The organism is Streptomyces griseus subsp. griseus, from assembly GCF_003610995.1.
Taxonomy (GTDB): domain Bacteria; phylum Actinomycetota; class Actinomycetes; order Streptomycetales; family Streptomycetaceae; genus Streptomyces.
In genome coordinates, this window is record NZ_CP032543.1 from 5,966,105 (window position 1) to 5,989,648 (window position 23,544).

A 23,544-nucleotide genomic window follows, 5' to 3' on the forward strand; every position below is an offset into this window, starting at 1 on the left:
ATTCGTCAAGAGACTCGCGTTAGGCTCTCCGGGTGCGGCACCACATGGAACACCTTCACCTGCGTTCGCAGCGGCCTCCGCGTCCCCAGCTGACGCTTCCTCAGGCCCGTCGGGGGCCTCAGCGGGCCGGGGCACGCGCGGCGTGCCGGTCCGATGAATCCACCGGGCCGATATATCTGTATTTGGTGCCCTCTATCTCGGTTGTCTCTCCGCTCGACCCGGACGCCACGCTGTGATCGGGCTCATCATCGGCCACTTCGTCCTGGCCGCCTTCGCGGGCCCACTGGTCCACCGCCTCGGCCGGCGCGCCTTCCTCGTGCTGGCGCTGCCCCCCGTCGCCGCCACCGTCTGGGCGTTCACCCAGTGGAGCACCGCCGCCTCCGGTGAGGCCGTCACCTGGTCCTGGCAGTGGATCCCGGACTACGACGTCGCGCTCGACCTCCGCCTGGACGCGCTCTCCGAGCTGATGGTCCTGATGGCCGCCGGGGTCGGCGCCCTCGTCCTCGTCTACTGTGCCTCGTACTTCCGCGACAACACCCCGCAGCTGGCCCGGTTCGCCGGGAACCTGCTCGCCTTCGCGGGGGCGATGCTCGCCCTGGTCCTCGCCGACGACCTGATCACGCTGTACGTCTTCTGGGAGCTGACCACGGTCTTCTCCTTCCTGCTGATCGGCCACGGCAGCGAACACCGCCACAGCAGGCGCTCCGCCCTCCAGGCGCTCACGGTCACCACGCTCGGCGGCCTCGCCATGCTGGTCGGCTTCCTGATCGTCGGTCACGCCGCCGGTACGTACCAGATCTCCGCGATCGTCGCCGATCCGCCGGAGACGAGCCTCGCCATCTCCGTCGCCCTCGTGCTGATCCTCTCCGGCGCGCTGTCGAAGTCCGCGATCTGGCCGTTCTCCATGTGGCTGCCCAACGCCATGGCCGCGCCCACCCCGGTCAGCGCCTATCTGCACGCCGCCGCGATGGTCAAGGCCGGTGTCTACCTGGTCGCCCGGCTCTCCCCGGCCTTCGCCGACGTACCCGTGTGGAAGCCCGTCATCCTGGTCCTCGGCGGCGCGACCATGCTGCTCGGCGGCTGGCGTGCGCTGCGCCTCAACGACCTCAAGCTCGTCCTCGCCTACGGGACCGTCAGCCAGCTCGGCTTCCTCACCCTGCTCGCCGGTACCGGCAACCGGAACGCGGCCCTCGCCGCCGTCGCGATGATCCTCGGGCACGCCCTGTTCAAGGCGCCGCTCTTCCTCGTGACCGGCATCGTCGACCACTCCACCGGCACCCGCGACCTGCGGAAACTCTCCGGGGTCGGCCGCTCCCTGCCGTACGTCGCCGGAGTCGCCGTCCTCGCCGCCGCCTCCATGGCCGCCCTGCCGCCGCTGCTCGGCTTCGCCGCCAAGGAGGCCGCGTTCGAGGCGCTGCTGCACGGCTCGGCCGCCGACCGCTGGGCGCTGGCCGTCGTCGTGCTGGGCTCGGCGCTGACCACCGCGTACACCCTGCGTTTCGTCTGGGGCGCCTTCGCCCGCAAGCCGGGCGTCCCCGACACCCCCGTACACCGCGTGGGCTGGGCCTTCCTCGCCCCGCCCGCCCTGCTCGCCCTCCTCGGCCTGGTGCTCGGCCCCGGCGTCGGCCTGACCGACCGGCTCTTCAGCGCCTACGCCGACACCTATCCGGCCGCCGAGGATCCCTACCACCTCGCCCTCTGGCACGGGTTCGGCATCGCGCTGCTCCTGTCCGCCGTCGCCTGGGCCGCCGGTACCGCCCTGTTCCTGGCGCGCGACACGGTCACCAAGGTCTCCCGCCGCATCGCCTGGCCCACCGGCGACAGCGTCTTCGGCCATCTGCTGCTGGGCCAGGAACGGCTCGCCCTCCAGGTCACCGGCACCGTCCAACGAGGCTCCCTCTCGGTCTACCTGGCGACCACCCTGCTCGTCATGGCGGGTGGACAGCTCGCCGTGTTCGCGGTCGACCAGCCCTGGCAGGGGGCTCCGGCCCCCCGGGTCTGGGACAACGAACTCCAGGGCGGCGTGGCGGCCCTCACCTGTATCGCGGCGCTGCTCTGCCTGACCGTACGCCGCCGGATGAAGGCGGTCGTCCTCAGCGGCATCATCGGCTACGGCACCGCGCTGCTCTTCGTCGTCCAGGGCGCGCCGGACCTGGCGCTCACCCAGTTCTGCGTCGAGACCGTGGCGATGATCGTGTTCGTCCTGGTGCTGCGCCGGATGCCGGTCCACTTCGAGGAGACGGTCTCCCCCTGGCGGCGCGCGATCCGCATTCCGGTGGCCCTCGTCGCGGCCGGGGTGATCGGTGTCTCCCTCTGGGTGGCCGCCGCCGCGCGGACCGCCGAACCCGCGGGTGCCGCCATGGTCAAGGAGGTCGACGACCACGGGTACAAGGATGTCGTCGCCACCATCCTCGTCGACCTGCGCGCCTGGGACACCTTGGGCGAGTCCGCCGTGCTGGCCGCCGCCGCCATCGGTGTCACCAGTCTCATCTACCTGCACCGCCGCAGCGACGGATCGATGGTTCCGGACGAGCTGAAGGGCCGGACCGCCTGGTCCATCGCGGCCCAGCACACCGCGCGGCTGCCGCAGGGCGACGAGGTGGCGCCCGAGCGCGGCTGGCTCGCCGCCGGCTCCACGCTCGCACCCGAGCACCGCTCGATCGTCTTCGAAGTGATCGCCCGGCTGCTCTTCCACCCGATCCTGATCCTCTCGGTCTACCTGCTGTTCTGCGCCGAGAACATGCCCGGCGGCGGCTTCGTCGCGGGGCTCGTCGCCGGGGTCGCCCTGATCACCCGCTACCTGGCCGGCGGCCGGTTCGAGCTGGCCCAGGCCGCACCCCTGCAACCGGGCCTCTTCACCGGACTGGGCCTGTTCATCTCCACCGCGGTGGGATTCCTCGGCCTGATCGACGGCACCGTGCTGCACGCCTTCACCTACCACGGGCACCTGCCGGTCTTCGGCGATTTCCACATGAGTACGCCGATCCTCTTCGACTTCGGCGTGTACCTCCTGGTCCTCGGCGTCGTCCTGGACATCGTCCGGGCCCTCGGCGCCAAGATCGACCGGCAGATCGAACGGGCCGCCGGCGCCCTCGCCGCCTCCAACAGCACGACGGCGGAAGGGAACCCCCGATGACCGTCAGCGCCTCACTCCTCCTCACGGCCGTGGTGCTCTGCGCCGTGGGCGCCATCCTCATGCTGACCCGGCCGCTGACCCGCATCCTGCTCGGCGCCGTCATCATGAGCAACGGCGTCAACCTGCTGATCCTCGCCTCGACCGGCACGGCGGGCGCCGCCCCCCTCCTCTACGGGGTCGACCTGCGCCGGGTCACCGACCCGCTGCCGCAGGCCATCGCGCTGACCGCCATCGTCATCACCCTCGGCACCACCGCCTTCCTCCTGGCCATGGCCTACCGCAGCCACCAGATCACCGGCACCGACGAGGTGCACGACGACCTGGAGGACCGGCGCATCGTGCTCCGCGCCGAAGTGCTCTCGGAACGCGCCCAGCTGCGGGAGGAGTTCCGCTCCGGCGCCGAGCCGACGCCGGACGAGCGCGAACGCTACCGGGAGGAGCGCCGCAGACTCCGCGACCGGCTGCGCGCCGACCGGGCCCGCCAGGCCCGCGGCCGTGACGCCTCCGGCGACCTCTGGAACGACGTCATCGGCGCCGACCCCGAGGACTACGAACGCGACGGCGACGCCAAGACCGACGACCGCTACCCCCGAGACGGAAGAGGAGCCACCGGATGAACGCGCTCGTCCCGCTGCCGGTACTCCTGCCGCTCTGCGCCACCGGACTCAGCCTCACCTTCGGCACCCGGATGCAGCGCTTCCAGCGCTTCATCAGCGTCGCCGTACTCACCGCCGTCCTGGCGCTGTCGATCATCCTGATGATCGCCGCCGACCGGCAGGGCCCGCTCTCCGTCCACCTCGGCGACTTCGCCCCGCCGCTCGGCATCACCCTGGTCGCCGACCGCCTCTCCGGGCTGATGCTCACCGTCTCCTCGGCCGTCACCCTCTGCGTGCTGATCTACTCCCTCGGGCAGGGCATGACGGACCGGGACAAGGAGACGCCGCTGGCGGTCTTCCACCCGGCCTATCTCATCCTCGTCGCCGGAGTCTCCTCCACCTTCCTCGCGGGCGACCTGGTCAACCTCTTCGTCAGCTTCGAGATCATGCTGGTGGCCAGCTTCGTGCTGCTCACCCTCGGCGGCACCGGTCCCCGGATGCGGGCCGGCTCCACCTACGTGATCATCTCGCTGTTCTCGTCGATGGTCTTCCTCATCGCCATCGCCATGACGTACGCGGCCCTCGGCACCGTCAACTTCGCGCAGCTCGCCGAGCGGCTGCCCGGACTGTCGCTCGGCGTGCAGACCCTGATCCAGGCCATGCTGATCACCGTCTTCGCCATCAAGGCCGCCGTCTTCCCGGTCGCCGCCTGGCTGCCCGACTCCTATCCGACGGCACCCGCACCGGTCACCGCGGTCTTCGCCGGACTGCTCACCAAGGTCGGCGTCTACTGCATGATGCGGACCGAGACGCTGCTCTTCCCCGGCAACCGGATCGGCGACCTGCTGATGGCGGTGGCGCTGGCCTCGATGCTCATCGGCATCCTCGGCGCGGTCGCCCAGACCGACCTCAAACGGCTGCTCTCCTTCACCCTGATCAGCCACATGGGCTTCATGGTCTTCGGGATCGGCCTCGCCACCCGCGAGGCGTACGGCGGCGCCATCGTCTACGTCGTCCACCACATCACCGTCCAGACCTCGCTGTTCCTGGTCGCCGGGCTGATCGAACGCCGGGGCGGCACCACCGAGCTGACCCGGCTCGGCGGACTGGCCAAGGCCGCGCCGATACTGGCCCTCCTCTTCTTCGTCCCCGCGATGAACCTGGCCGGCATCCCGCCGCTCTCCGGATTCATCGGCAAGCTCGGACTGATGCGCGCGGGCGTCGACGACGGATCCACCTGGGCCTGGATCCTGGTCGCCGGATCGGTCGTCACCAGCCTGCTGTCGCTGTACGTGATGGCCAAGGTGTGGAACCTGGCCTTCTGGCGGGCCGCCCCGCCCGGACAGGCCGAGGCGGGCACGGTCCTGGAGTCCGAGGACGACAGCGACGACGACACCGACGAGGGCCCCGACGGCGTGCCCGGCACCGGTGACGAGGGCGTCACGCCCGTGCCCCGGCCGGCCGGCGGAGCCGTCGTGGCGGCCAAGCCTCGGCAGACGTCGGTCATCACGACCAGCCGGCTGCCCCGGCCCATGATGGCGGCGACCGCGGCGACCATCGCACTGGCCCTCTCCTTCACGGTGTTCGCCGGACCGCTCACCGCCTTCACCGACCGCTCCGCGGTCGAACTGCTGAAGCGCACGCCCTACATCGAGGAGGTGCTGGGCAAGTGAGCCGTTTCCTGCGGTTCTCCTTCCGCGACGCCGACCTGCCGCCGATGAGCTGCAAGGTCGGCAAGCGCGGGCGGGTGCTGGACCTGCCGCTGATCGCCTGGCTCACCTTCATCTGGGTGCTGCTCTGGTCCACCTTCAACCTGGCCAACATCATCACGGGCGTGATCGTCGCGAGCGCCGTCTGCCTGGCCTTCCCGCTGCCGCCGGTCGACCTGGGGCTCCGGCTCCACCCGTGGGGCATCATCCGCCTCGCCGGCTATCTGCTCTACGACATGTACACCTCCGGCGTACGGGTCACCCGGCAGATCTTCAGCAGCACTCCGCACCGGGCCGCCGTCATCGGCGTGCCCCTGCGCTGCCGCGGCGACCTGATGCTCGCCGCCGTCGCGGTGGCCGTCTCCAACGTGCCGGGCGGCTCCGTCATCGAGGTGCGCCGGGCCACCGCCACCGTCTTCCTGCACGTCCTGGATGCGGACCGGCCCGAGGAGCTCGAAGCCGCCCGGCGCCAGGTCTGGCGACTGGAGGAACTGACCGTACGGGCCTTCGGCACCCGGGACGAGATCGCCCGCGTCGCCGAACCGCCCCCACCGCCGCAGCTCGCCGCCGGAAGGCCCGCACCATGAGCGTTCTCGAACAGGTCGACCGCATTCTGCTGACCGCCGCCATCGTCCTGATCCTGGTGGCCGGACTGCTGCTGCTGGTCCGCATCTGGCGCGGCCCGTCCATGCTGGACCGGGCCATCTCGCTGGACGTGATCGCGGCCCTGATCATCGCCGGCCTCGGAGCCAAGTCCGCTGTCGCGCTGGACTCCTTCTACTTCCCGGTCATGCTGGTGCTCGCCTTCCTCGGCTTCACCGGCTCGGTGGGCATCGCCCGCTTCATCGCCGTACGCGACCGGCCCGCCGTCACGGTCCCGTCCCGGGCACCGGCTCCGGAGGCCGACGAGACCAAGGAAGGTCCGCAGTGAACGACTGGCTCCAGATCCTCGACACGGCCGGGGCCCTGCTCGTCCTCCTCGGCGCCGCGATCTGCCTGCTCGGGGTGATCGGCATGCTCCGGCTGCCCGACGTCCTCTCCCGCAGCCACGCCGCGACCAAGCCCCAGACCCTCGGCATGCTCCTGGTGCTGGCCGGGGTCGCGCTGCGGCTCCGCACCGGGATGGACCTCGCCACCCTCGCGCTCATCGGCTTCTTCCAGATGCTCACGGGCCCGGTCGCCTCGCACCTGGTCGCCCGCTCCGCGTACCGCACCGGACAGGTCCAGCACGAGGAACTGCTCTTCGACGAGCTGGACGAGCAGCTCACCGACGGACGTCAGCCGCCCGGCCAGGCATGACCGAGGCGGCCCCCGGCCCGGCATGATCACGGAACTGTTCCGGCCCGGTCAATCACCCTCCGGCCCGGGTGCCCGCATGCCATGATGCGGGCAATGCCGGACGCTGGGGGGCGTATGGGAAGCACGGGCACAGTGCTGCGCGAACTGCGCGGCGCACAGAAGAGCGCCAAGGGCGTCTCGCTCTACTCGCGGTACGTGAACCGCCCGGCCGGGCGGGTGCTCGCGGCGGGCGCGTACCGGGCGGGGCTGACGCCCAATCAAGTGACGCTGTTCAGCGCACTGTTCACCTTTGCCGCGCTCGCGGCGGTAGCGCTCGTGGAGCCGTCCTGGACGCTGGGGCCGGTCGTCTGGGCGGCGCTCGCGATCGGCTTCGCCTTCGACTCCGCCGACGGCCAGCTCGCCCGGCTCACCGGCCGGGGCGGGCCCGACGGGGAGTGGCTGGACCATGTCGTGGACTGCGGCAAGCTGGTGCTCGTCCACACCGCCGTGCTGATCTCCTTCTACCGCTTCGGCGAACTGCCTTCGGACGCGTGGCTGTTGCTGCCGCTGGGCTTCCAGCTGGCCGCTGTGGTGACCTTCTGCGCGGGGCTGCTGCGCGAACACCTCGGTAAAGCGGCGGCGACCGGCGCACCCGAGGGCTCTCCGCCCGCTCCCATGTCAAGGGTGCGCGCCGTGGGCCTGCTCCCCGCCGACTACGGGGTGTTCTGCCTGGTGTTCCTGCTGCTCGGCGCACCCGGGGCCTTCCGGGCCGGGTACGCCGTGCTCGCGGTGGTCCACACGCTCTTCCTGGCGGCCTTCCTCACCAAGTGGTTCAGGGAGCTGAGAGCGCTCCGTCCCGGCTGACCAGCACGTCCAGCGCCCGGCGCAGCTGGGTGCTGGACGTGTGCACGGTGTACGGGAAGTAGACGACCTCCACGCCGACCTCGGCGAAGTCGCGCTCCAGCTTCTTCCCCTTCTCCGTGCCCCGCCAGTCGTCGCCCTTGAAGATCACGTCGAACCGGACCTGTTGCCAGGTCTCGACCTTGTCCGGCACGGTCTCCACGAACGCGGCGTCGACGAACCGCACGCTGCGGACGATCTCCAGCCGTTCGCGCAACGGGATGACGGGCGTGTGGCCCTTGGCGAGGGCGGCCATCTCGTCCGAGACGACCCCCGCGACGAGGTAGTCGCACTGACTGCGGGCATGCCGCAGGATGTTGAGGTGTCCCACATGGAACAGGTCGTACACCCCGGGCGCGTACCCCACCCTGTGCTGCACCATCCGTATCTCTCCCCCCACGGTCGATCTGATCCGGTGATGTTCCAACGACCTTACTGTGAAGAACACTTGTGCAGGCCGTGAACGGATAAGCTCGGCAGGGGGCTGTTCCCGCAGGGAGCAGCGGCTGTTGTGGGGGGAAGGCGATCGTCCGATGTCCGATGTCGAACGGCACAGGCCGTTTCTGAACCGCCGCCTTCTGGTGGTCTCGACGAACTACGCACCAGAGGTCACGGGCATCGGCCCGTACGCCACTCAACTCGCCGAGCACTGGGCCGCGTCGGGCGCCCGGGTGCGGGCGCTCACCGGTATGCCGCACTACCCGTCCTGGCAGCTGGACGAGGCGTACCGCAGTGTGTGGCGGACGGTGGAGGTACGCGGCGGCGTCGGAGTGCACCGGCGCAGGCACTATGTGCCGTCCCGTCAGACCGCCCTCAAGCGAGCCGCGTTCGAGGCGTCCGTCCTCGCCACCGGGCTGTTCGCACCGCCGCCGGGCCGACCCGACGCCGTGATCGCACAGATGCCCAGCCTCGCCGGCGGCGTCATCGGCGCCCGGCTCGCCCGCCACCACCGCGTCCCGTACCTCCCCGTCGTCCAGGACCTGATGGGCGCCGCCGCCGCGCAGAGCGGCATCCGGGGCGGCGGCAGGGCGGCCGTGGTCGCCGCGGCGGCCGAGCGGTACGCGCTGAGCGGCGCCGCCCTCGTCGGCGTCATCCACGAGAGCTTCGTCCCCGGCGTCACCGCCCTCGGCGTCGACCCGGGCCGCATCCGGCTCGTCCCCAACTGGACCCATGTGCAAGGGCCCACCGCCGACCGGACCGTCACCCGGGCCCGGCTCGGCTGGGACCCGGCCACCCCCGTCCTGCTGCACTCCGGCAACATGGGCCTCAAACAGGGCCTCGAAGTCCTCGTGGACACCGCCCGGCTCGCCCCGGACGTCCGGGTCGTCCTGATGGGCGACGGCAACCAGCGCGACGCCCTGCGCGCCCGCGCCGAAGGACTGCCCAACGTGGACTTCCTGGAGCCGGCGGGGGCCGGGGAGTTCACCGACATCCTCGCCGCCGCCGATGTCCTCGCGGTCACCCAGCGGGCCTCCGTCCTCGACATGAGCGTCCCCTCCAAGCTCACCTCGTACTTCACCTCAGGCCGCCCCGTCATCGCCTCCGTCGCCGACGAGGGCGGCACCGCCGACGAGGTGCGCCGCTCGGGGGCCGGGCTGCTCGTCGCCCCCGAGGACCCGGCCGCCCTGCTGGCGACGGTACGGAAGCTGGCCGCCGACCCGGCCGCCGCCGACGCGCTGGGGGCCGGGGCCCGGAGTACGTGGCGCGCCATCTGAGCCGGGAGGCGGGCCTCGCCCGCTTCGACGATCTGCTCGCCGAGGCCTTGCAGGACGGACAAGGGAGCCCCCGTCGATGACCCCCGTGAACCGTGTCCTGGACGACCAGGACGAACCGGCACTGCTGCGCGATCAGTTCCGCCAACTCCTGCGCTACCGCGCGCTGCTGGCGGTCGGTGTCGTCATCGGGCTGCTGGGCGGCGGCTACCTCGCCCTCAGCGGTGAGGATGTCTACACCGCCACCGGCGAGGTGCTGGTCCGCTCAGCCATCTCCGACCCCTTCGCCAGCGGCGCCACCGCCGACAAGGGCATCAACATCGGCTCCGAGCGCCAGACCGCCGTCAGCGACACCGTCGGCACCCTGGCCGCCGGCACGCTGCTCAAGAAGGGCGACGACGTCACCGCCCGGGAGCTGCTCGCCGGCCTCCAGGTCACCAACCCGCCCAACACCCTCACCCTCCGCTTCGCCTACACCGGCGCCACCCCCGAGCAGTCCCGGGCCCGCGCCGAGGCCCTCGCCAACGCGTATCTGGCCCACCGCAAGGCGCGCACCGAGGACTCCATCAAGAACATGTCCGACGGCTACCGCGCCCAGCTGGACCCGCTGGAGGAGAAGCGCGACATGCTGGAGAAGCAGGTCGGCTCGGGCGCGGCCGACGACGTCACCAGCGCCCGGGCCAACATCATCGTCTCCATCTCCGAGCTCAGCCGGAAGATCTCCGAGCTCAAGGCCCTGGACACCACCCCCGGCTACCTCAACAAGAAGCCGGTCGCCCCCACCTCACCCACCGGCCCCGGCCTGCCGCTGCTGCTCGGCCTCGGCGGTGTCGTCGGCCTCGCCCTCGGGCTGCTGCTCTCCTGGGTGCGGCTCGTCTTCGACCCCGCCGTACGCTCCACCCGCGAGCTGGTCCGCTCGCTCGGCGCCCCGCTGCTCGGCACCCTGCCCCGCGAGCGCGCCGCCGCCGGGGCGGTCCTCGCCATCGGCCGCAGCGGCTCCCGGCTCGCCGAGGAGTACCGCGCGGTCGCCTTCCGGCTCGCCTACGACCCCTCGTTCGCCGAGAGCCGCCGCCTGCTGGTCACCGCCCCGCGCGGCGACAACGAGGAAGCCGCGGCCGCCGCCGCCAACCTGGCAGCCGCCTTCGCCGAGATGGGCCGTGACGTCCTGCTGGTCGAGGCCGACCTGCGTACACCCTCCCTCGCCCGGTCCCTGGGCTCCGCCGCGCACGAGGTCCGCCCGCCGCGCTGGGCCGCCGAGGAGGGCGACGGCAGCTGGCCCACCGGCGGCCGCTCCAACGTGGACGTCCCCGGGTCCGGCGCCTTCGCCCTGATCCCCGGCACCACCGTCGACAACGTGCCGCGCGCCCTGACCTCCACCCCGGTCGGCCGCATCGTCGCCGAGGCCGACCGGCCCGGCAACGTCGTCATCGTCCTGGCCCCGCCCGTCCTCTCCTACGCGGACGCGGTCGCCCTGGTCGACCGGGTGGAGGGCGTGATGATCGTCTGCGACCCGCGCGATGTGCACCGCAGCGACCTGGAGCGCATCCGCGAGATCATCGGCGCCTCCGGCGGCTCCGTCCTCGGCGCCCTGCTCCACCCGCCCCGGCGGCGGCTGACCCGCTCCGAGCGCCACCCGAAGTCCACCCGGCGCCGGGGCGGTGGCGGCCCCACCGCCACCACCGAGCCGGACGGGCCCGAGATCACCGGCGACCCCACCGAGACCCTCGGTCTGCGCTCCTTGACGCTTCCGGCGGCGCGGCGGTGAGAGCCCGTACGGCCGTGCTCTGCTCGGTCGCGGACCAGGGCGTGGCGGCGCTCACCAACATCCTCGTGCTGGTGGCCGCCGCCCGGCTCTCCACCGTCGCCGACTTCGCCCGCTTCTCCGCCGTCTACCTGGTCTTCACGGTGCTGCTCGGCATCTCGGGCGCGTACACCGGGCAGCCGCTGGTCCTCAAGCGCGGGGCGGGGACAGAGACCCGCGGCGCCTGCCGCTCGGCCGTCGTCTTCACCGTGCTCGCCGCGGCGACGCTCGGAGCGCTCCTGGCCGCCGTCTGCCTCCTCGTCCCCGGGGACACCGCCCGGGCGCTGGTGATGCTCGGCCTGGTCCTGCCGGTGGTGCTCGGCCAGGACGCCGTACGGTATGCCTTCTCCACCCTCCAGCAGCCCCATCTCGCCCTGCTCTGCGACCTGTTGCGGCTCACCTGCGTCCTGGGTGCGCTCGGGACGCAGGCGTACGGGGTTTCGCCCGCCCGCCTGGTCACGCTCTGGGGCCTCTCCGCCCTGCCCGCGCTGCTGCTCTCCGCCGCCCTGCTCCACCGCTCCACCGCCGGGGCCCCGCTGGTGCTGCGGCCGATGCTCCGGCGCGGGCACCTGGGGCAGCGGTTCACCGTCGAGTTCGGCGTGGGCAACGCGACCAGCCAGCTCTCCGTCCTCGGCCTCGGCGCCGTCGGCAACCCGCTCCTGGTCGGCGCCCTGCGCGGGGCCACCACCCTGTTCGGGCCGCTGAACGTGCTCTTCACCTCCGCCACCTCCTTCGGCCCCCCGCTGCTCGGCCGCATCGACGACGAGCGGAGCCGCGTCCGGGCCACCGCAGCCCTCGCCGCCGTCCTCGCCACCACCGCCGGACTCTGGGCCACCGCTCTGGCCCTCCTCCCGGACCGCGCCGGACGCCAACTCCTCGGCGACACCTGGTCCGTGGCCGCCGGGCTGCTGCCCGCGACCGGCAGCCAGTACGCGGCGATGGCCGTCGGCACCTGCGGGCTGCTCGCCCTGCGGATGCTGGACCCGCGCACCACGCTCGCCATCCAGGTGGTCTTCTCGCTCACCACCGTGGCGTTCCTCGCGGGCGGCTACGTCGTCGGGGGCGTCCTGGGCGCCGCCTGGGGGCTGTTCCTGGGCTCGCTCTGCAAGGCCGTTGCCACCTGGATCCGGGTGGCCCGCATCCGCCGCCGCACGCCGGCGCCCGAGGGGGCCGTCACCGCCGACGCGCTGCCCTCTGCTCCCTGAACGTGCTGATCAGCAGCAGACACAGCGCCGCGATGGCCAGCTTCCCCGCCGCCTGGAGCAGCGGTCCGCGCAGCAGGATGAAGGTGTATCCGGCGATCAGCGGCGCGGCGATGGCCAGCGCACTCCCGGGACCGGGCCCCGCCCGGGTGACGGCCAGTGCGTACCGGCGGTCGGTACGGGCCGCCGCGTACCCGATGAGCGCCATCCCCCCGGCCATTCCGGCCGGGCCGAAGTCGACCCAGAATTCGGTCCACAGCGGGGCCGAGAGGTTGGTCATCCGCAGCCCCATCCACTGCCCGACCCGGACCCCGGTGTCCTCCGGCTTCCCGCTCCACACCGCGCGCGGCACGAAGAACAGGGCGGAGCCCGTCAGTTGGCGGCCGTACGTGTGGCCCCGGGTGTCGACCCACGAGATGGTGTTGGCGAACATCACCATCTGGTCGTAGTCCTTGGTCACCAGCGGCTCGAAGACCGAGGCCGACTGCGCGGGCCGCTGTGCTTCGTCGTCGTAGCGGAACTTGTCCGCGTACGGGAACACCACCAGCGCCCCCACCACCCCCGTCGCCAGCACCGTGCGGTAGACCGCCGCACTGCTCGGCATCGCGGTGAACACGAACGCCATCAGCACCGTCAGGAACCAGTAACGGGCGTTGGAGATCGGGTTGTTCACCACCAGGTTCAGCGCCACCAGCGCCACCCACACCAGCACCGTCGAAGGCGTCCGCCGGGCCCGGTAGGAGGTCGCCAGACGGCGGGTGTAGAAGAGCATCGCCAGCAGCGCCGGGACCTGGCCGAAGCCCTTGATGAAGGCCGAGCCCACATTGGACCCTTCCGTCACCACCCCGCTCGCCGCGACGGTCTCGTTGATCTCCTGCCGGCTGGTGAAGAAGACCGCGGGCCCGCCCAGCTTCATCACGTAGAACGCGCTCGCCACGAACGCCACCAGCACCAGCAGCCGCAGCCGCAGCGGATGCGCCACGGCCGGCCCGCCCCCGCCCGAGCCGCGCGGGGAGGCCGTACGCCGCCGCAGCGGCCGGCGCGAGGCCAGCAGCGCCCCCAGGTCGTAGGCCGCGCACCCCAACAGGACCATCGCCGTGGCCGTGATCAGGTCCTGGCGCGGACCCACCATCGGCGTCGGCGTCTGCCCGATCACCACCTGGGCGAACGGCGCCACGCCCATCGCGATGTACACGAACATCCAGAAGACGCCCTGGAGCAGCCGCCGCCGGGTGGAGAGGATCATCGTCGCCAGCCGGGCCCCCGCGTAGCAGGTCAGCACCAGTTGGAGCCAGTACGCCGCGTCCCGGACCCCGTTGCCGGGCTGGGCTGCGATCACCGCGGGCAGGAAGCAGACGAGCCCCAGGATGAGCGGCACCGACAGCGCCCGCGACAGCATCGACCAGGCGATCGGCCGCTCGGCCGGCTCCAGGACACCGCCCCGGGCCCCGGCCGCGCGGGCCGCGCGACCGCGCCGTCGGCCTCTCCCCGCGCCGACGTGTGCACCGACGTCATGCGCCCCCCAGAGATCCGTGAACCGCTGAACACTCTAACGAATCAGCCCACTTGGGGAGGGCCGATGACTAGGCTGTGAACAAGTGGCCATGGTCGAGGGGAACTCTGGTGAAAATCCTGCACGTTGTCACGCTCCACACTCCGGACCACGCCTTCGGCGGTCCGACCCGGGTGGCGTTCAACCTGTCCAAGGTCCAGCGGGCCGCCGGTGACGACGCCCGTGTCATGGCCCTCGGCGACGGCTTCCCCGACGGTGAACTCCCCAGTCATGTGGAGGGAGTTCCGGTCCATCTCTTCCAGGCCCGGCATCTGCTTCCGATGTTCGAGGTCAGCGGGATCACCTCCGCCGCGCTGCTGCGCACCGCCCGCCGCATGATGCGCGGCGCCGACCTCGTACACGTCCACCTGATGCGGGACCTGGTGACCCTGCCCGCGGCGCTCCTCGCGCTCGCGACCCGTACGCCGCTGGTCGTCCAGACCCACGGCATGATCGACCCCACCGAGAAGAAGGTCGCCCAGCTCACCGACGTCCTCGGGGTCCGCAAGGTGCTGCGCGAGGCCGATGCCGTCCTGCACCTCACCGAGATGGAGCGGGTCGATGTGAACGCCGTCGCGGCCCCCGTCCCGCTCACCCGTACCGTACGGCTGGTCAACGGTGTCCGCCCGCAGGCGCGCAAGCCCGCCCGCGACCCCGGCCGCCCGCCCACCATCCTGTACCTCGCCCGCATCCAGGAGCGCAAGCGGCCCGAGGACTTCGTCTCCGCGATGCCGCACGTCCTGGCCCGCCACCCGGACGCCCGCTTCGTGCTGGCCGGGCCGGACACCGGCGCGCTGGCCGGCACTCTCGCCCTCGCCCGGAAGCTGGGCGTCACGGACTCCCTGGACCATGTGGGCCCGCTGGAGCACGACGAGGTGCTCGCCGCCGACCGCGACGCCGATGTGTATGTGCTCCCCGCCATCGAGGAGCCGTTCCCGGTCTCGGTCCTGGAGGCGATGTCGGTCGGCACTCCGGTGATCATCACCCGCACCTGCGGCCAGGCGCCCGATGTGGCGGAGGCCGGTTCGGGCCGGGTCATCGACAGCCGGGTCGGCGAGGACGCGGCCAACGCCCGCAAGGTCGCCGACGCGATCCTGGAGCTGCTGGAGCCGGAGGCCGCCGAGCGGGCGGGCAAGGCCGCCTGGGAGCTGGTCAACGAGCAGTTCACCATCGAAGCCGTCACCGCCACCCTCCGGCGGACCTACGAGGACGTGGTCCGCCGGAGGCGAGGGTGAAGGGCCCGTGCGTCAACGTACAGGCTTCTCACGGGACTTGAGAGCGATCTGCCAGCGGTAGAAGCTCATCGCCAGTGCGAAGTCGAACCCGGCGCGGCCGTCCAGGAAGCCCCGCCGGTAGAGGTACATGTAGGCGAACGACACCACCGGCTTGAACGGGGCCTTGTGGAACAACTGCCCCTGGCGTGACTTGACCTGGCGCACCTGCTCCTTCACCTGGGGGTGGTGCTCCAGCCACGCCTCCCAGTCCGAGTACCGGTTGTGCCGCTCGAACCAGGCGGTGACCGGGTCCAGATCCTGGTGCTCGATGGGGTTCTTCAACGTTCCGGCGGTCGCCGCGACCGGCTGGTAGTGCCCCTCGACCTCCCCGATGCCGGGCGCGTCCAGGTCCCCGACCTCGGGGTAGTAGGAGCGGGTGCGGTCGGTCAACGACCGCTTGCGGATGGTGTATCCGTGCCGCAGCCGCTTCCCCGAGAACCAGTACCCGAGCGGGATGTCGTACGCGGCGGGCTTCGGCGCCGCCGGATCCCGGAAGGTCTCCCGCAGCTCGGCCAGCAGTCCGGGGCTGAGCCGCTCGTCGCCGTCCAGCAGCAGGATCCAGTCCAGATCGGTACGGACGTTCTCCAGGCACCACTGCTTCTTCCGCGGATGACCCCCGTCCCAGGTGTACGTGACCACCTCGGCCCCGCACTCCTCGGCGATCTTCACCGTGTCGTCGGAGCTGTGTGAGTCCACCACGACGACCGCCTCGAAGTGGCCGAGCACCGACTTCACCGCCTCGGCGATGTTCAGGCCCTCGTTCTTCGTGGGGATCGCCACGGCTATGGGGAGCTTCGTCTTGCCTGCGGTCATCCCTTGACTCCTTCGGGCAGCCAGGCGTAGCAGCCTGTGGAGGTGAACGTACGGGCGGACTTCGGGATGGTGATCTTCCGGGACTTCCCCGTGCCGGAGGTGCCGGAGGCCAGCTCCTTGCCGCCCGCCCCCTCGATCTGCCACGAGCAGTGCGTGGTGGGGGAGGCGGAGCGGTAGACGCCGGGCCGCAGCGCCTTCCCGGTGTGGGTGCCGTCCACATAGGTGTACGCGGCCTCGTCGACCAGGTCCTGGTGCTGCGGGCAGAGGCCCGCCACGGCGGCCGGTACGTCAGGGATCTCCTGGGTGGCGATCGCGCCCACGGCGGTGTCCCGGTCGGCCTTGACCAGGTAGCGCAGCTTGTCGCAGGTCTCCTGGCCGGTCTGGAGCACGGCGGCCGGGTCCATGCCCTTGGGCACCCGGTCGGCCAGATACTCCTTCTGCCTCTTGGTGAAGGTCCCGGTGGCCGGGGTGATCTCGCCGGAGGGTGTCCGGGGGCCCTCGGCCTTCGCGGGGGGAGCGGACGGTCCTGGGACCGCCGGCTCCTCGATGGCGGGTGCCGTGGGCGCGGCGGGTGTGGGTGTGGCGGCGGACGGGCCGGGGACGGAGGGCCCGGAGGCCGCGGGGCGCTGGACGCCCGCGGCCTCCGGCCCGTTCCCGTCCGCGGACGAGCCGCAGGCGGCCAGCGCCGCCACCGTCATGACGACGGCGGCGCCGGCCAGGAACGGATTCCTCATCGATCAGCCATTCCTCAGGGCGTAGTGCGCGCTGACCTGGGAGGCGGTGAGCGCGGTCGGATAGACGGCGGTCTCGTCGATCTGTCCGGCGAAGAAGTTGCTCGTCGGACGGTTCGGCCAGCCGGACAGGTTGTCCCCGCCGACCCGCCAGTACCCGGGGTAGTTCTCGTTGGAGGAGTACAGGATGTTCGACGCGCGCAGCTGTCCGTCGACGTACAGCGACATCCCCTGGCCCAGGGGCCCCTGGGTGGCGACGACGTGGTGCCACTGGCCGTCGTTGTAGGCGGCCGAGGTGGTGACCGTGCGTGTGCCGCCGCTGTTGACGCCGAACACCAGACGTCCGTCGTTGCGCATGTAGACGTGCTTGTCGTGGCGGGTGCTGTTCTGCTGGTTCAGGTTCCCGAAGCCGATGATCTTCCCGCCCTGGCTGGTGGTCGTCCTGATCCAGGTCTCCACCGAGAACCGGGTCGGCTGGGGGTGCTGCCGGTTGCTGTACGCGTACTGGTTGGTGCCGTTGAACCCGATCGCGGTGGACGGGCCGGCGACGGCCGCGGGGGTCTGCCGGTAGGCGGGGGCGTTGCGCAGGAACCCGTTGTTGAGGTTGCCGCTGCTGTCGTGGGCGAAGGTGGAGGTGCCCTCGTCGTAGCGCCAGTAGAGGGAGGCCCCGTCGGCCTTGACCCGGGCGGGGTACGCCTCGGTCGTGGTCACCACGGTGGCGGACTGGGCGGGGGACTTGGCGCTGGTGTTGATGCCGTCGCTCGCGGTGATCCGGTACGAGTAGGTCTGGCCCGGCACGACGTCGGTGTCCGTCCAGGTCAGCTGCGGCCGGTTCCAGAAGACGGAGTAGCCGGTCGTGGTGTGGATGGGGGTGTTCGACCCGTCCTTGTAGATCCGGTAGGTCAGCTCACCGTCGTCGGTGTCGAAGCTGGTCTGCCAGTTGACCTCGATCTTCCCCGGATTCAGCGTGGACAGGCTGACGTTGGGAACCCAGGGCGCCCCGGTGTCGGGTCCGTCCGCGAACCGGGTCAGCCCCTGCTGCGGTGCGCCGTTGACGGTGGTGAACTCGCCGCCGACCCACAGGTAGTGACGGTCGCCCTTGCCGGTCTGGGTCATCACCCGCGGACCGACCGGCTCCCCGATGCCGTCATTGGTGTCCGGGAACCAGGGCAGCAGCTGAGGGTCGTCGACCGACTGGGCCAGCAGGTGCTTGCGCGGCTGGTCGGGGAAGGCGCCCATGGAGGAGCAGTCGTGGGCGTGGCTTCCGCTGTAGAGCACACCGGAGTAGACCGCCACGGCCTGGGTGGCGCCCAGGCAGGTGTCGCGCCAGCGCTGCTGGAAGTCGCTCAGGTTCAGGGCGATCCGGCCGTCGAACACCCCGCCGCCGGTGCCCTCGTTGGCGGTGTAGAAGCCGCTGGCGTCGGTGGTGATGTCCTGCACGGTGGAGTTGTTGTGGATGAAACCCGCGTAGGACTTGGTGAGTTGTCCGGTGGTGGCGTTCACCACGGCCAGCGCGTGGGTGTTGGTGCCGTTGATCTGGAAGAAGTCCCCGCCGAGCAGGACGTTCTGCCCGTCCGGGGTCACCTCGATGGCCCGGGCCACCTCGTCGGCGTTGGCCGTGAACGGCAGGAGTGAGGCTCCGGCGGTGGAGACGGCCGCGAAGTGGCCCCGGCTCTGGCCGCCCACGCTGGTGAAGTCGCCGGCCAGATAGACCGTGTCGGACGTGACGGCGAGACCGCGCACGGTGGCCGAGACGGCGATCTTGAAGTTGTTGCGGACGGTGCAGGTGGCGGTGTCGATCGCCGCGATGTTGCTGACCCCGATCCCGTTCACCGCCCCGAACTGGCCTCCCGCGTACAGCGTCGCCCCGTCGGGGGAGAGCGCCAGCGAGCGTACGGTCGCGGTCCCCGAGGAGACGGTGAACGCCAGCGAGCAGCCGGTGGGCGCCCCTGTCGCCGCGTCGAAGGCGGCGAAGTTCACCGCGGACTGCTCATTGGTGCCGGCCGCCGCCTTGGGCGGCCGCAGGGTGGAGAAGGTGCCGCCCGCGTAGACGACGCCGTCGCCGGCCGCCATCGACCAGACGATGCCGTTGGTCTGCCAGGTGGAGAGGTCGTCCGCGGTGATGGCCACCGGAGGGGTCAGCGCCGCTGCCGGGGAACTCCCGACCGCCGTGGCGGTCAGGACTCCGGCCAGCAGGCAGAGAGCGGCGGCAGCGGCCCGAATACGGCCACGTCCTCCGGTTCTTTGCCCCGTACTTCCGTTCATCATTCAGCTCCGAAGGTGAGAACGAGCTGCGGCCTGGCGGCCGCCGATGCTGCCTCGCTCGACCAGATGCGCGGACTGTCGGTCCCGCTGCTGGTCAGGGCGAGTGAGTAGGCGGAGCCGAGGGCCCCGCCCAGTGCCGGCGCGGTGAGCTCCACCGAGTGTTCGGTGGAGACGCCGGTTGCGCCGGTGATGCTCCCCAGCACGGACGCGGAGAGCGCCAGCCGGGAGTTGTAGGTGACCGCCGACTCGGTCCGGGCGCCGGTGGCCGGCACCACGGTGTGGCTGTCGGTGGAGCCCGCCGTCGGATCCGACGACGTACGGAACTGGAGCCGGGCCCCCTTGAGGACCTGCCCGGCCGGGGCGGGGGCCTGGGCCAGCCGGTGGTGGGCGGCGACCTGGGCGGCGGTCAGCGCCCCGAAAGAGCGCCGGGCCTGCCCGCTGACCGACTGGAATCCGCCGCCCGGGTGGACGACCCCGTTCGCCTCCGCCAGCGACCACGCGATCCCTTTGGCCGGGTAGGCGGGCAGGTGGTCGGCGGTGCAGCCGGCCGGGCCGGTGAGCGCCACCGCCGAGGGCGCGGCGGCCACCGGGGCGAGCACCCCGGCGGCCAGCGCGAGGACGGCGGTGAGGACCCGGCCGCGCCGGGGGCGTCCTCGACCGCCTGCCCCCCTCATCTGTCCACCCGGACGGCGGCCCCGGTCAGCTGGTCCGAGAGCAGGCGGATGTCCGCGTCGACCATGATCCGGGCCAGCTCACGGGACTTGACCTCGGGCTTCCAGCCCAGCAGCTCCTCCGCCTTGGAGGCGTCACCGATCAACGCGTCGACCTCGCTGGGACGTTCGTACTTCGGGTCGTACCGCACATGCTCGGCCCAGTCGAGGCCCGCGTGCTCGAAGGCGAACTCCAGGAACTGCCGGACGCTGACCCCTTCACCGGTCGCCACCACGTAGTCGTCCGGGGTGTCGCACTGGAGCATCCGCCACATGGCGTCCACGTACTCCGGCGCGTACCCCCAGTCCCGGACCGCGTCCAGGTTGCCCAGGTGCAGCCGGTCCTGGAGCCCGGCCTTGATCCGGGCCACCCCACGGGTGATCTTCCGGGTCACGAAGGTCTCACCGCGGCGCGGCGACTCGTGGTTGAAGAGAATCCCGTTGACGGCGAACATGTCGTAGGCCTCGCGGTAGTTGACCGTCGCCCAGTACGAGTAGACCTTCGCCACGCTGTACGGGCTGCGCGGGTGGAACGGGGTCTTCTCGTTCTGCGGCGGCGGACTGGCGCCGAACATCTCGGAGGACGAGGCCTGGTAGATCCGGGTCTGGACGCCGCTGGCCCGGACCGCCTCGAGCAGCCGGATGGTGCCGAGCCCGGTGACGTCACCGGTGTAGAGCGGGGCGTCGAACGAGACCCGCACATGGGACTGGGCGCCCAGGTTGTAGACCTCGTCGGGCTGGATGTCGCGCAACAGGTTCACCAGCGCCACGCCGTCGGTCAGGTCCGCGTGGTGCAGGACGAAGGAGCGCTCCGGCTCCTCAGGACCCTGGTAGATGTGGTCGATCCGCTCGGTGTTGAAACTCGACGAGCGACGTATCAGGCCGTGGACCGTGTACCCCTTGTCGAGAAGCAACTCCGCCAGGTACGAGCCGTCCTGGCCGGTCACTCCCGTGATGAGCGCGGTCTTCGCCACGATTCCCCCTTCTCTGCTGTCCGTCTGTGCGACGAACAGGTCACCGACATATCGGAATTGGAGCGTTCTGCGGCAAAACATCTCCGCAGTCCCTCACTGCTGGCACAATCCGAGCCATGACGACCGAACTCCCCGTCCCACCCCAGGAATCCGCCCGTCCCCTACTGCGCCCCGGCTCCCGCATATTCGTCGCGGGCCACCGCGGACTGGTCGGTTCGGCGGTGGCCCGCCGCCTCGCCGACGACGGCCACGAGGTCCTCACCCGCGGCCGCGGCCTCCTCGACCTGCGCGACGCCGCGCGGACCGAGACGTATCTGCGGGACATCCGCCCGGACGCCGTGGTACTGGCCGCCGCCAAGGTGGGCGGCATCATGGCCAACAGCACCTACCCGGTGCAGTTCCTGGAGGACAACCTGCGCATCCAGCTCAGCGTGATCGCCGGGGCGCACGCGGCGGGGACCGAACGGCTGCTCTTCCTCGGCTCGTCGTGCATCTACCCCCGGCTCGCACCCCAGCCGATCCGCGAGGAGTCGCTGCTCACCGGCGAGCTGGAGCCCACCAATGAGGCGTACGCGCTCGCCAAGATCGCCGGAATCGTCCAGACCCAGTCCTACCGCCGGCAGTACGGCGCCTCCTACATCAGCGCCATGCCCACCAATCTCTACGGGCCCGGCGACAACTTCGACCTGGAGACCTCGCACGTCCTGCCCGCGCTGATCCGCCGCTTCCACGAGGCGCAGCGCGACGGGGCCGAAGAGGTCACCCTCTGGGGCTCCGGCTCGCCGCGCCGCGAGTTCCTCCACGTCGACGACCTGGCCGCCGCGTGTGTCCGCCTGCTGGAGGCGTACGACGGTGACGCGCCCGTCAACATCGGCTGCGGCGAGGACCTCACCATCCGCGAACTCGCGGAGGCCATCGCCGAGGTGACTGGCTATCAGGGACGGATCGGCTGGGACACCTCGAAGCCCGACGGGACCCCCCGCAAGCTCCTCGACGTCTCCCGGCTGACCTCCCTCGGCTTCAAGCCGCAGATCCCGCTGCGTGACGGCATCGCCCGCACCTACGCCTGGTGGCTGGGCCAGCTCGCCCCCACCGCCTGACCGTTCCCCACCGCGCTGGCCGGACGCGCGGTGGCGCACCGGGGTTCCTCGCATCGCCGCGCCCGCCGTTCTCAGTAGGCCCCGCGGCCGTCGGTGACGGCGCGCACCGTACGGGCGAGGAGCCCCATGTCCGTGGCCACCGACCAGTTGTCGACGTACCAGAGGTCCAGCGAGACGGTCTCCTGCCAGGACAGGTCGGAGCGGCCGCTGACCTGCCACAGCCCGGTCAGCCCCGGTTTCACGGCGAGCCTGCGGCCCTCCCGCTCGTCGTACCCGGACGCCTCCTCGGGCAGCGGGGGCCGAGGTCCCACCAGGGACATCTGGCCCAGCAACACATTGAACAGCTGCGGAAGTTCGTCGATCGATGTCCGGCGCAGCGTCCGTCCCACCGGCGTCACCCGGGGTCCTGGCGCATCTTGAAGAGGGGCCCGTCGACCTCGTTGGCCTCGGTCAGCTGTGATTTGAGCGCCTCCGCGTCCGCCACCATCGTGCGGAACTTCCACATGGTGAACGGCCGGTTGTGCTGGCCCTGGCGGACCTGCCGGTGGAAGACCGGGCCGCGCGAGGAGAGCCGCACACTCAGCGCCACCGCGAGCAGCAGCGGTGAGAGCACCAGCAGGCCGAACAGGGCGCCGCCGCGGTCCAGTACGGCCTTGAGCGCCCCCTGCGGGCCACCGCGCAGCGGCGGCGCGATGTGCAGCAGGGTGAGCCCCGCCGCCGTCACCGGGCGGACCCGGCCGGCCGCGATGCCGGAGAGCTCGGAGGCCACGCACAGGGCGACGCCCGCGTCCTGGAGCCCCCAGCCGAGCCGCCGCAGCCGGTCCCCGGTCAGCTGGGGCCCGGGAGCCACCAGCACCAGGTCCGCGTCATGGGCGTAGGCCCCGCCGAGCACCGTCGTCACGTCGTCGTCCGCCGGGCAGGAGGCGAGCCGCCCCGGCACCTGTACGCCCTCGAACCCCGGCCGGTCCGGTCCCACCGGAATCGCGGCCACCAGCCGATAGGCGTGGTCGGTACGGGAGTTGAGAAGCTCGGCCGCCCGGTCCAGTCCCGCCGCCTCACCCACCAGCAGCACCCGGCGCACCGCCCGCCCCCGCCGCGCGGTCCGCGGCCAGCGCCGCAGCCACTCCACGGTGGTGGCCACCAGCAGCCCCGGCGCCACGGCCACGACAGCCGTCGCCGGGTCCACGGAACCCCCCGCCGCCGCGTGCAGGACGGCCAGCACCCCGACGAACACCAGCCAGTCCCCGAGGGCACCGGACGCACCGCCCGGCTCGGCGTGCGCCGGGTCGGCGTACCGGCCGCGCGTACCGCGCAGCCCGGTCCACAGCAGACCCGCGACCGTGGCGGCGAGCCACGGGCGGGGCTGTTCGCCCAGGTGCAGCAGCAGCCAGGCGGGCCCGGCCATGGCCAGCAGATCGGTCAGCGCACCGACCGACGGGTGGTGCCCCGGCTTCCGGCGGGCCGGAGCCCGCCCGGCCGGGCCGCGCTCCGCTGTCGGGGCCCTCCACAGCTGCTCCAGGGCCGCCGTACGATTCCGCGAGGCGGCGGTGCGGGGGCGCGGCGCGCCCCGGACCCCCACCGGTCCGGATATGTCAGTTTCCGGTATTTCGACATGCCCCATGAACCCCCCAGTCACAGTCGCACCCCCACAAACGCGACGCATCCGCCGATCCCATGGACTGACGGATGCGCCCTCGCTCGGTGCACGATATCCACACACGTGCCATTTCGCTGGAGTTCCCGTGAAGTTCAGACGGCTCGGTCCAGACTCCCGCGATCCGGCTCAACCCG

Annotated in this window: 17 protein-coding genes and 3 pseudogenes; 12 read left to right on the plus strand and 8 right to left on the minus strand. The window is 71.6% G+C overall.

Annotation, left to right across the window (positions count from 1 at the left end; genetic code table 11):
• The first annotated feature begins 232 nt into the window (after positions 1-232).
• From D6270_RS26790 to D6270_RS26820, 7 genes are all read left to right on the plus strand, one after another.
• The gene (locus D6270_RS26790; protein ID WP_109163123.1) at positions 233-3,136 is read left to right on the plus strand and encodes a Na+/H+ antiporter subunit A; all 2,904 of its coding nucleotides are present in this window, start codon (positions 233-235) and stop codon (positions 3,134-3,136) included.
• Complete coding sequence (locus D6270_RS26795; RefSeq protein WP_109163122.1) at positions 3,133-3,753, plus strand: Na(+)/H(+) antiporter subunit C; 621 nt, start codon at positions 3,133-3,135, stop codon at positions 3,751-3,753. Before D6270_RS26790 ends, D6270_RS26795 begins: the two co-directional genes overlap by 4 nt.
• Positions 3,750-5,405, plus strand: a complete 1,656-nt coding sequence (locus D6270_RS26800) for a Na+/H+ antiporter subunit D (RefSeq protein ID WP_109163121.1) — start codon at positions 3,750-3,752, stop codon at positions 5,403-5,405. The genes D6270_RS26795 and D6270_RS26800 overlap by 4 nt, the downstream gene beginning before the upstream one ends.
• Positions 5,402-6,028: a Na+/H+ antiporter subunit E gene (locus D6270_RS26805; protein ID WP_109163120.1), complete on the plus strand. Its 627-nt coding sequence runs from the start codon at positions 5,402-5,404 to the stop codon at positions 6,026-6,028. Before D6270_RS26800 ends, D6270_RS26805 begins: the two co-directional genes overlap by 4 nt.
• Positions 6,025-6,372: an MrpF/PhaF family protein gene (locus tag D6270_RS26810; RefSeq protein ID WP_109163119.1), complete on the plus strand. Its 348-nt coding sequence runs from the start codon at positions 6,025-6,027 to the stop codon at positions 6,370-6,372. The genes D6270_RS26805 and D6270_RS26810 overlap by 4 nt, the downstream gene beginning before the upstream one ends.
• Positions 6,369-6,740, plus strand: a complete 372-nt coding sequence (gene mnhG, locus D6270_RS26815; protein ID WP_109163118.1) for a monovalent cation/H(+) antiporter subunit G — start codon at positions 6,369-6,371, stop codon at positions 6,738-6,740. Before D6270_RS26810 ends, mnhG begins: the two co-directional genes overlap by 4 nt.
• Positions 6,741-6,854: 114 nt before the next feature.
• Positions 6,855-7,583 (plus strand): CDP-alcohol phosphatidyltransferase family protein, encoded by a 729-nt coding sequence (locus D6270_RS26820; protein WP_109163117.1) that lies wholly within the window; start codon positions 6,855-6,857, stop codon positions 7,581-7,583.
• On the opposite strand, the gene D6270_RS26825 is transcribed toward D6270_RS26820, so the two are convergent.
• On the minus strand, positions 7,552-8,001 hold the full coding sequence (locus D6270_RS26825) for an FAD synthase family protein (protein ID WP_015612087.1): 450 nt from the start codon (positions 7,999-8,001) through the stop codon (positions 7,552-7,554). The genes D6270_RS26820 and D6270_RS26825 overlap by 32 nt on opposite strands.
• Positions 8,002-8,152: 151 nt before the next feature.
• Between D6270_RS26825 and D6270_RS26830 the strand changes: the two are divergent.
• From D6270_RS26830 to D6270_RS26840, 3 genes and pseudogenes are all read left to right on the plus strand, one after another.
• A pseudogene (locus D6270_RS26830) lies at positions 8,153-9,414 on the plus strand (glycosyltransferase).
• Positions 9,411-11,096, plus strand: a complete 1,686-nt coding sequence (locus tag D6270_RS26835; protein ID WP_109163115.1) for a tyrosine-protein kinase domain-containing protein — start codon at positions 9,411-9,413, stop codon at positions 11,094-11,096. Before D6270_RS26830 ends, D6270_RS26835 begins: the two are co-directional and overlap by 4 nt.
• Positions 11,093-12,337: an MATE family efflux transporter gene (locus D6270_RS26840; RefSeq protein WP_109163114.1), complete on the plus strand. Its 1,245-nt coding sequence runs from the start codon at positions 11,093-11,095 to the stop codon at positions 12,335-12,337. Before D6270_RS26835 ends, D6270_RS26840 begins: the two co-directional genes overlap by 4 nt.
• Here the strand turns inward: D6270_RS26840 and D6270_RS26845 are convergent.
• Positions 12,306-13,849, minus strand: a pseudogene (locus tag D6270_RS26845) (hypothetical protein). The gene D6270_RS26840 and the pseudogene D6270_RS26845 sit on opposite strands and share 32 nt — an antisense overlap.
• 108 nt (positions 13,850-13,957) lie before the next feature.
• Between D6270_RS26845 and D6270_RS26850 the strand changes: the two are divergent.
• Positions 13,958-15,121 carry a glycosyltransferase gene (locus D6270_RS26850; protein WP_109163112.1) on the plus strand — a complete coding sequence of 388 codons (1,164 nt, stop codon included), beginning with the start codon at positions 13,958-13,960 and terminating at the stop codon, positions 15,119-15,121.
• Between the two features lie 12 nt (positions 15,122-15,133).
• Here the strand turns inward: D6270_RS26850 and D6270_RS26855 are convergent, their stop codons facing one another.
• Genes D6270_RS26855 through gmd form a run of 5 tightly spaced genes read right to left on the minus strand, consistent with a single transcriptional unit; the run spans position 15,134 to position 20,653 of the window.
• Positions 15,134-15,973: a glycosyltransferase family 2 protein gene (locus D6270_RS26855; protein WP_109163111.1), complete on the minus strand. Its 840-nt coding sequence runs from the start codon at positions 15,971-15,973 to the stop codon at positions 15,134-15,136.
• Positions 15,970-16,707 (minus strand): Rv1352/Rv1906c domain-containing protein, encoded by a 738-nt coding sequence (locus D6270_RS26860; RefSeq protein WP_109163110.1) that lies wholly within the window; start codon positions 16,705-16,707, stop codon positions 15,970-15,972. Before D6270_RS26860 ends, D6270_RS26855 begins: the two co-directional genes overlap by 4 nt.
• Positions 16,708-16,710: 3 nt before the next feature.
• Entirely contained in the window at positions 16,711-18,972 is a 2,262-nt protein-coding gene (locus D6270_RS26865) for a LamG-like jellyroll fold domain-containing protein (RefSeq protein ID WP_109163109.1), read from the minus strand.
• On the minus strand, positions 18,969-19,643 hold the full coding sequence (locus tag D6270_RS33395) for a hypothetical protein (protein ID WP_225976955.1): 675 nt from the start codon (positions 19,641-19,643) through the stop codon (positions 18,969-18,971). Before D6270_RS33395 ends, D6270_RS26865 begins: the two co-directional genes overlap by 4 nt.
• On the minus strand, positions 19,640-20,653 hold the full coding sequence (gmd, locus tag D6270_RS26875; protein WP_109163108.1) for a GDP-mannose 4,6-dehydratase: 1,014 nt from the start codon (positions 20,651-20,653) through the stop codon (positions 19,640-19,642). Before gmd ends, D6270_RS33395 begins: the two co-directional genes overlap by 4 nt.
• Positions 20,654-20,769: 116 nt before the next feature.
• Here gmd and D6270_RS26880 point away from each other — a divergent pair, with 116 nt between their 5' ends.
• Entirely contained in the window at positions 20,770-21,753 is a 984-nt protein-coding gene (locus D6270_RS26880; RefSeq protein ID WP_109163107.1) for a GDP-L-fucose synthase family protein, read from the plus strand.
• 71 nt (positions 21,754-21,824) lie between these two features.
• On the opposite strand, the pseudogene D6270_RS26885 reads toward D6270_RS26880, so the two are convergent.
• A pseudogene (locus D6270_RS26885) lies at positions 21,825-23,374 on the minus strand (sugar transferase).
• Positions 23,375-23,544: the final 170 nt, after the last annotated feature.

Excerpts from the sequence above, each read along its gene's own strand:
- D6270_RS33395 (WP_225976955.1), bottom strand. The coding sequence starts at position 19,643 with ATGAGGGGGGCAGGCGGTCGAGGACGCCCCCGGCGCGGCCGGGTCCTC.
- D6270_RS26855 (WP_109163111.1), bottom strand. The coding sequence starts at position 15,973 with ATGACCGCAGGCAAGACGAAGCTCCCCATAGCCGTGGCGATCCCCACG.
- D6270_RS26835 (WP_109163115.1), top strand. The coding sequence starts at position 9,411 with ATGACCCCCGTGAACCGTGTCCTGGACGACCAGGACGAACCGGCACTG.
- D6270_RS26860 (WP_109163110.1), bottom strand. The coding sequence starts at position 16,707 with ATGAGGAATCCGTTCCTGGCCGGCGCCGCCGTCGTCATGACGGTGGCG.
- D6270_RS26800 (WP_109163121.1), top strand. The coding sequence starts at position 3,750 with ATGAACGCGCTCGTCCCGCTGCCGGTACTCCTGCCGCTCTGCGCCACC.
- D6270_RS26820 (WP_109163117.1), top strand. The coding sequence starts at position 6,855 with ATGGGAAGCACGGGCACAGTGCTGCGCGAACTGCGCGGCGCACAGAAG.
- D6270_RS26810 (WP_109163119.1), top strand. The coding sequence starts at position 6,025 with ATGAGCGTTCTCGAACAGGTCGACCGCATTCTGCTGACCGCCGCCATC.
- D6270_RS26865 (WP_109163109.1), bottom strand. The coding sequence starts at position 18,972 with ATGATGAACGGAAGTACGGGGCAAAGAACCGGAGGACGTGGCCGTATT.
- D6270_RS26795 (WP_109163122.1), top strand. The coding sequence starts at position 3,133 with ATGACCGTCAGCGCCTCACTCCTCCTCACGGCCGTGGTGCTCTGCGCC.
- D6270_RS26880 (WP_109163107.1), top strand. The coding sequence starts at position 20,770 with ATGACGACCGAACTCCCCGTCCCACCCCAGGAATCCGCCCGTCCCCTA.
- D6270_RS26825 (WP_015612087.1), bottom strand. The coding sequence starts at position 8,001 with ATGGTGCAGCACAGGGTGGGGTACGCGCCCGGGGTGTACGACCTGTTC.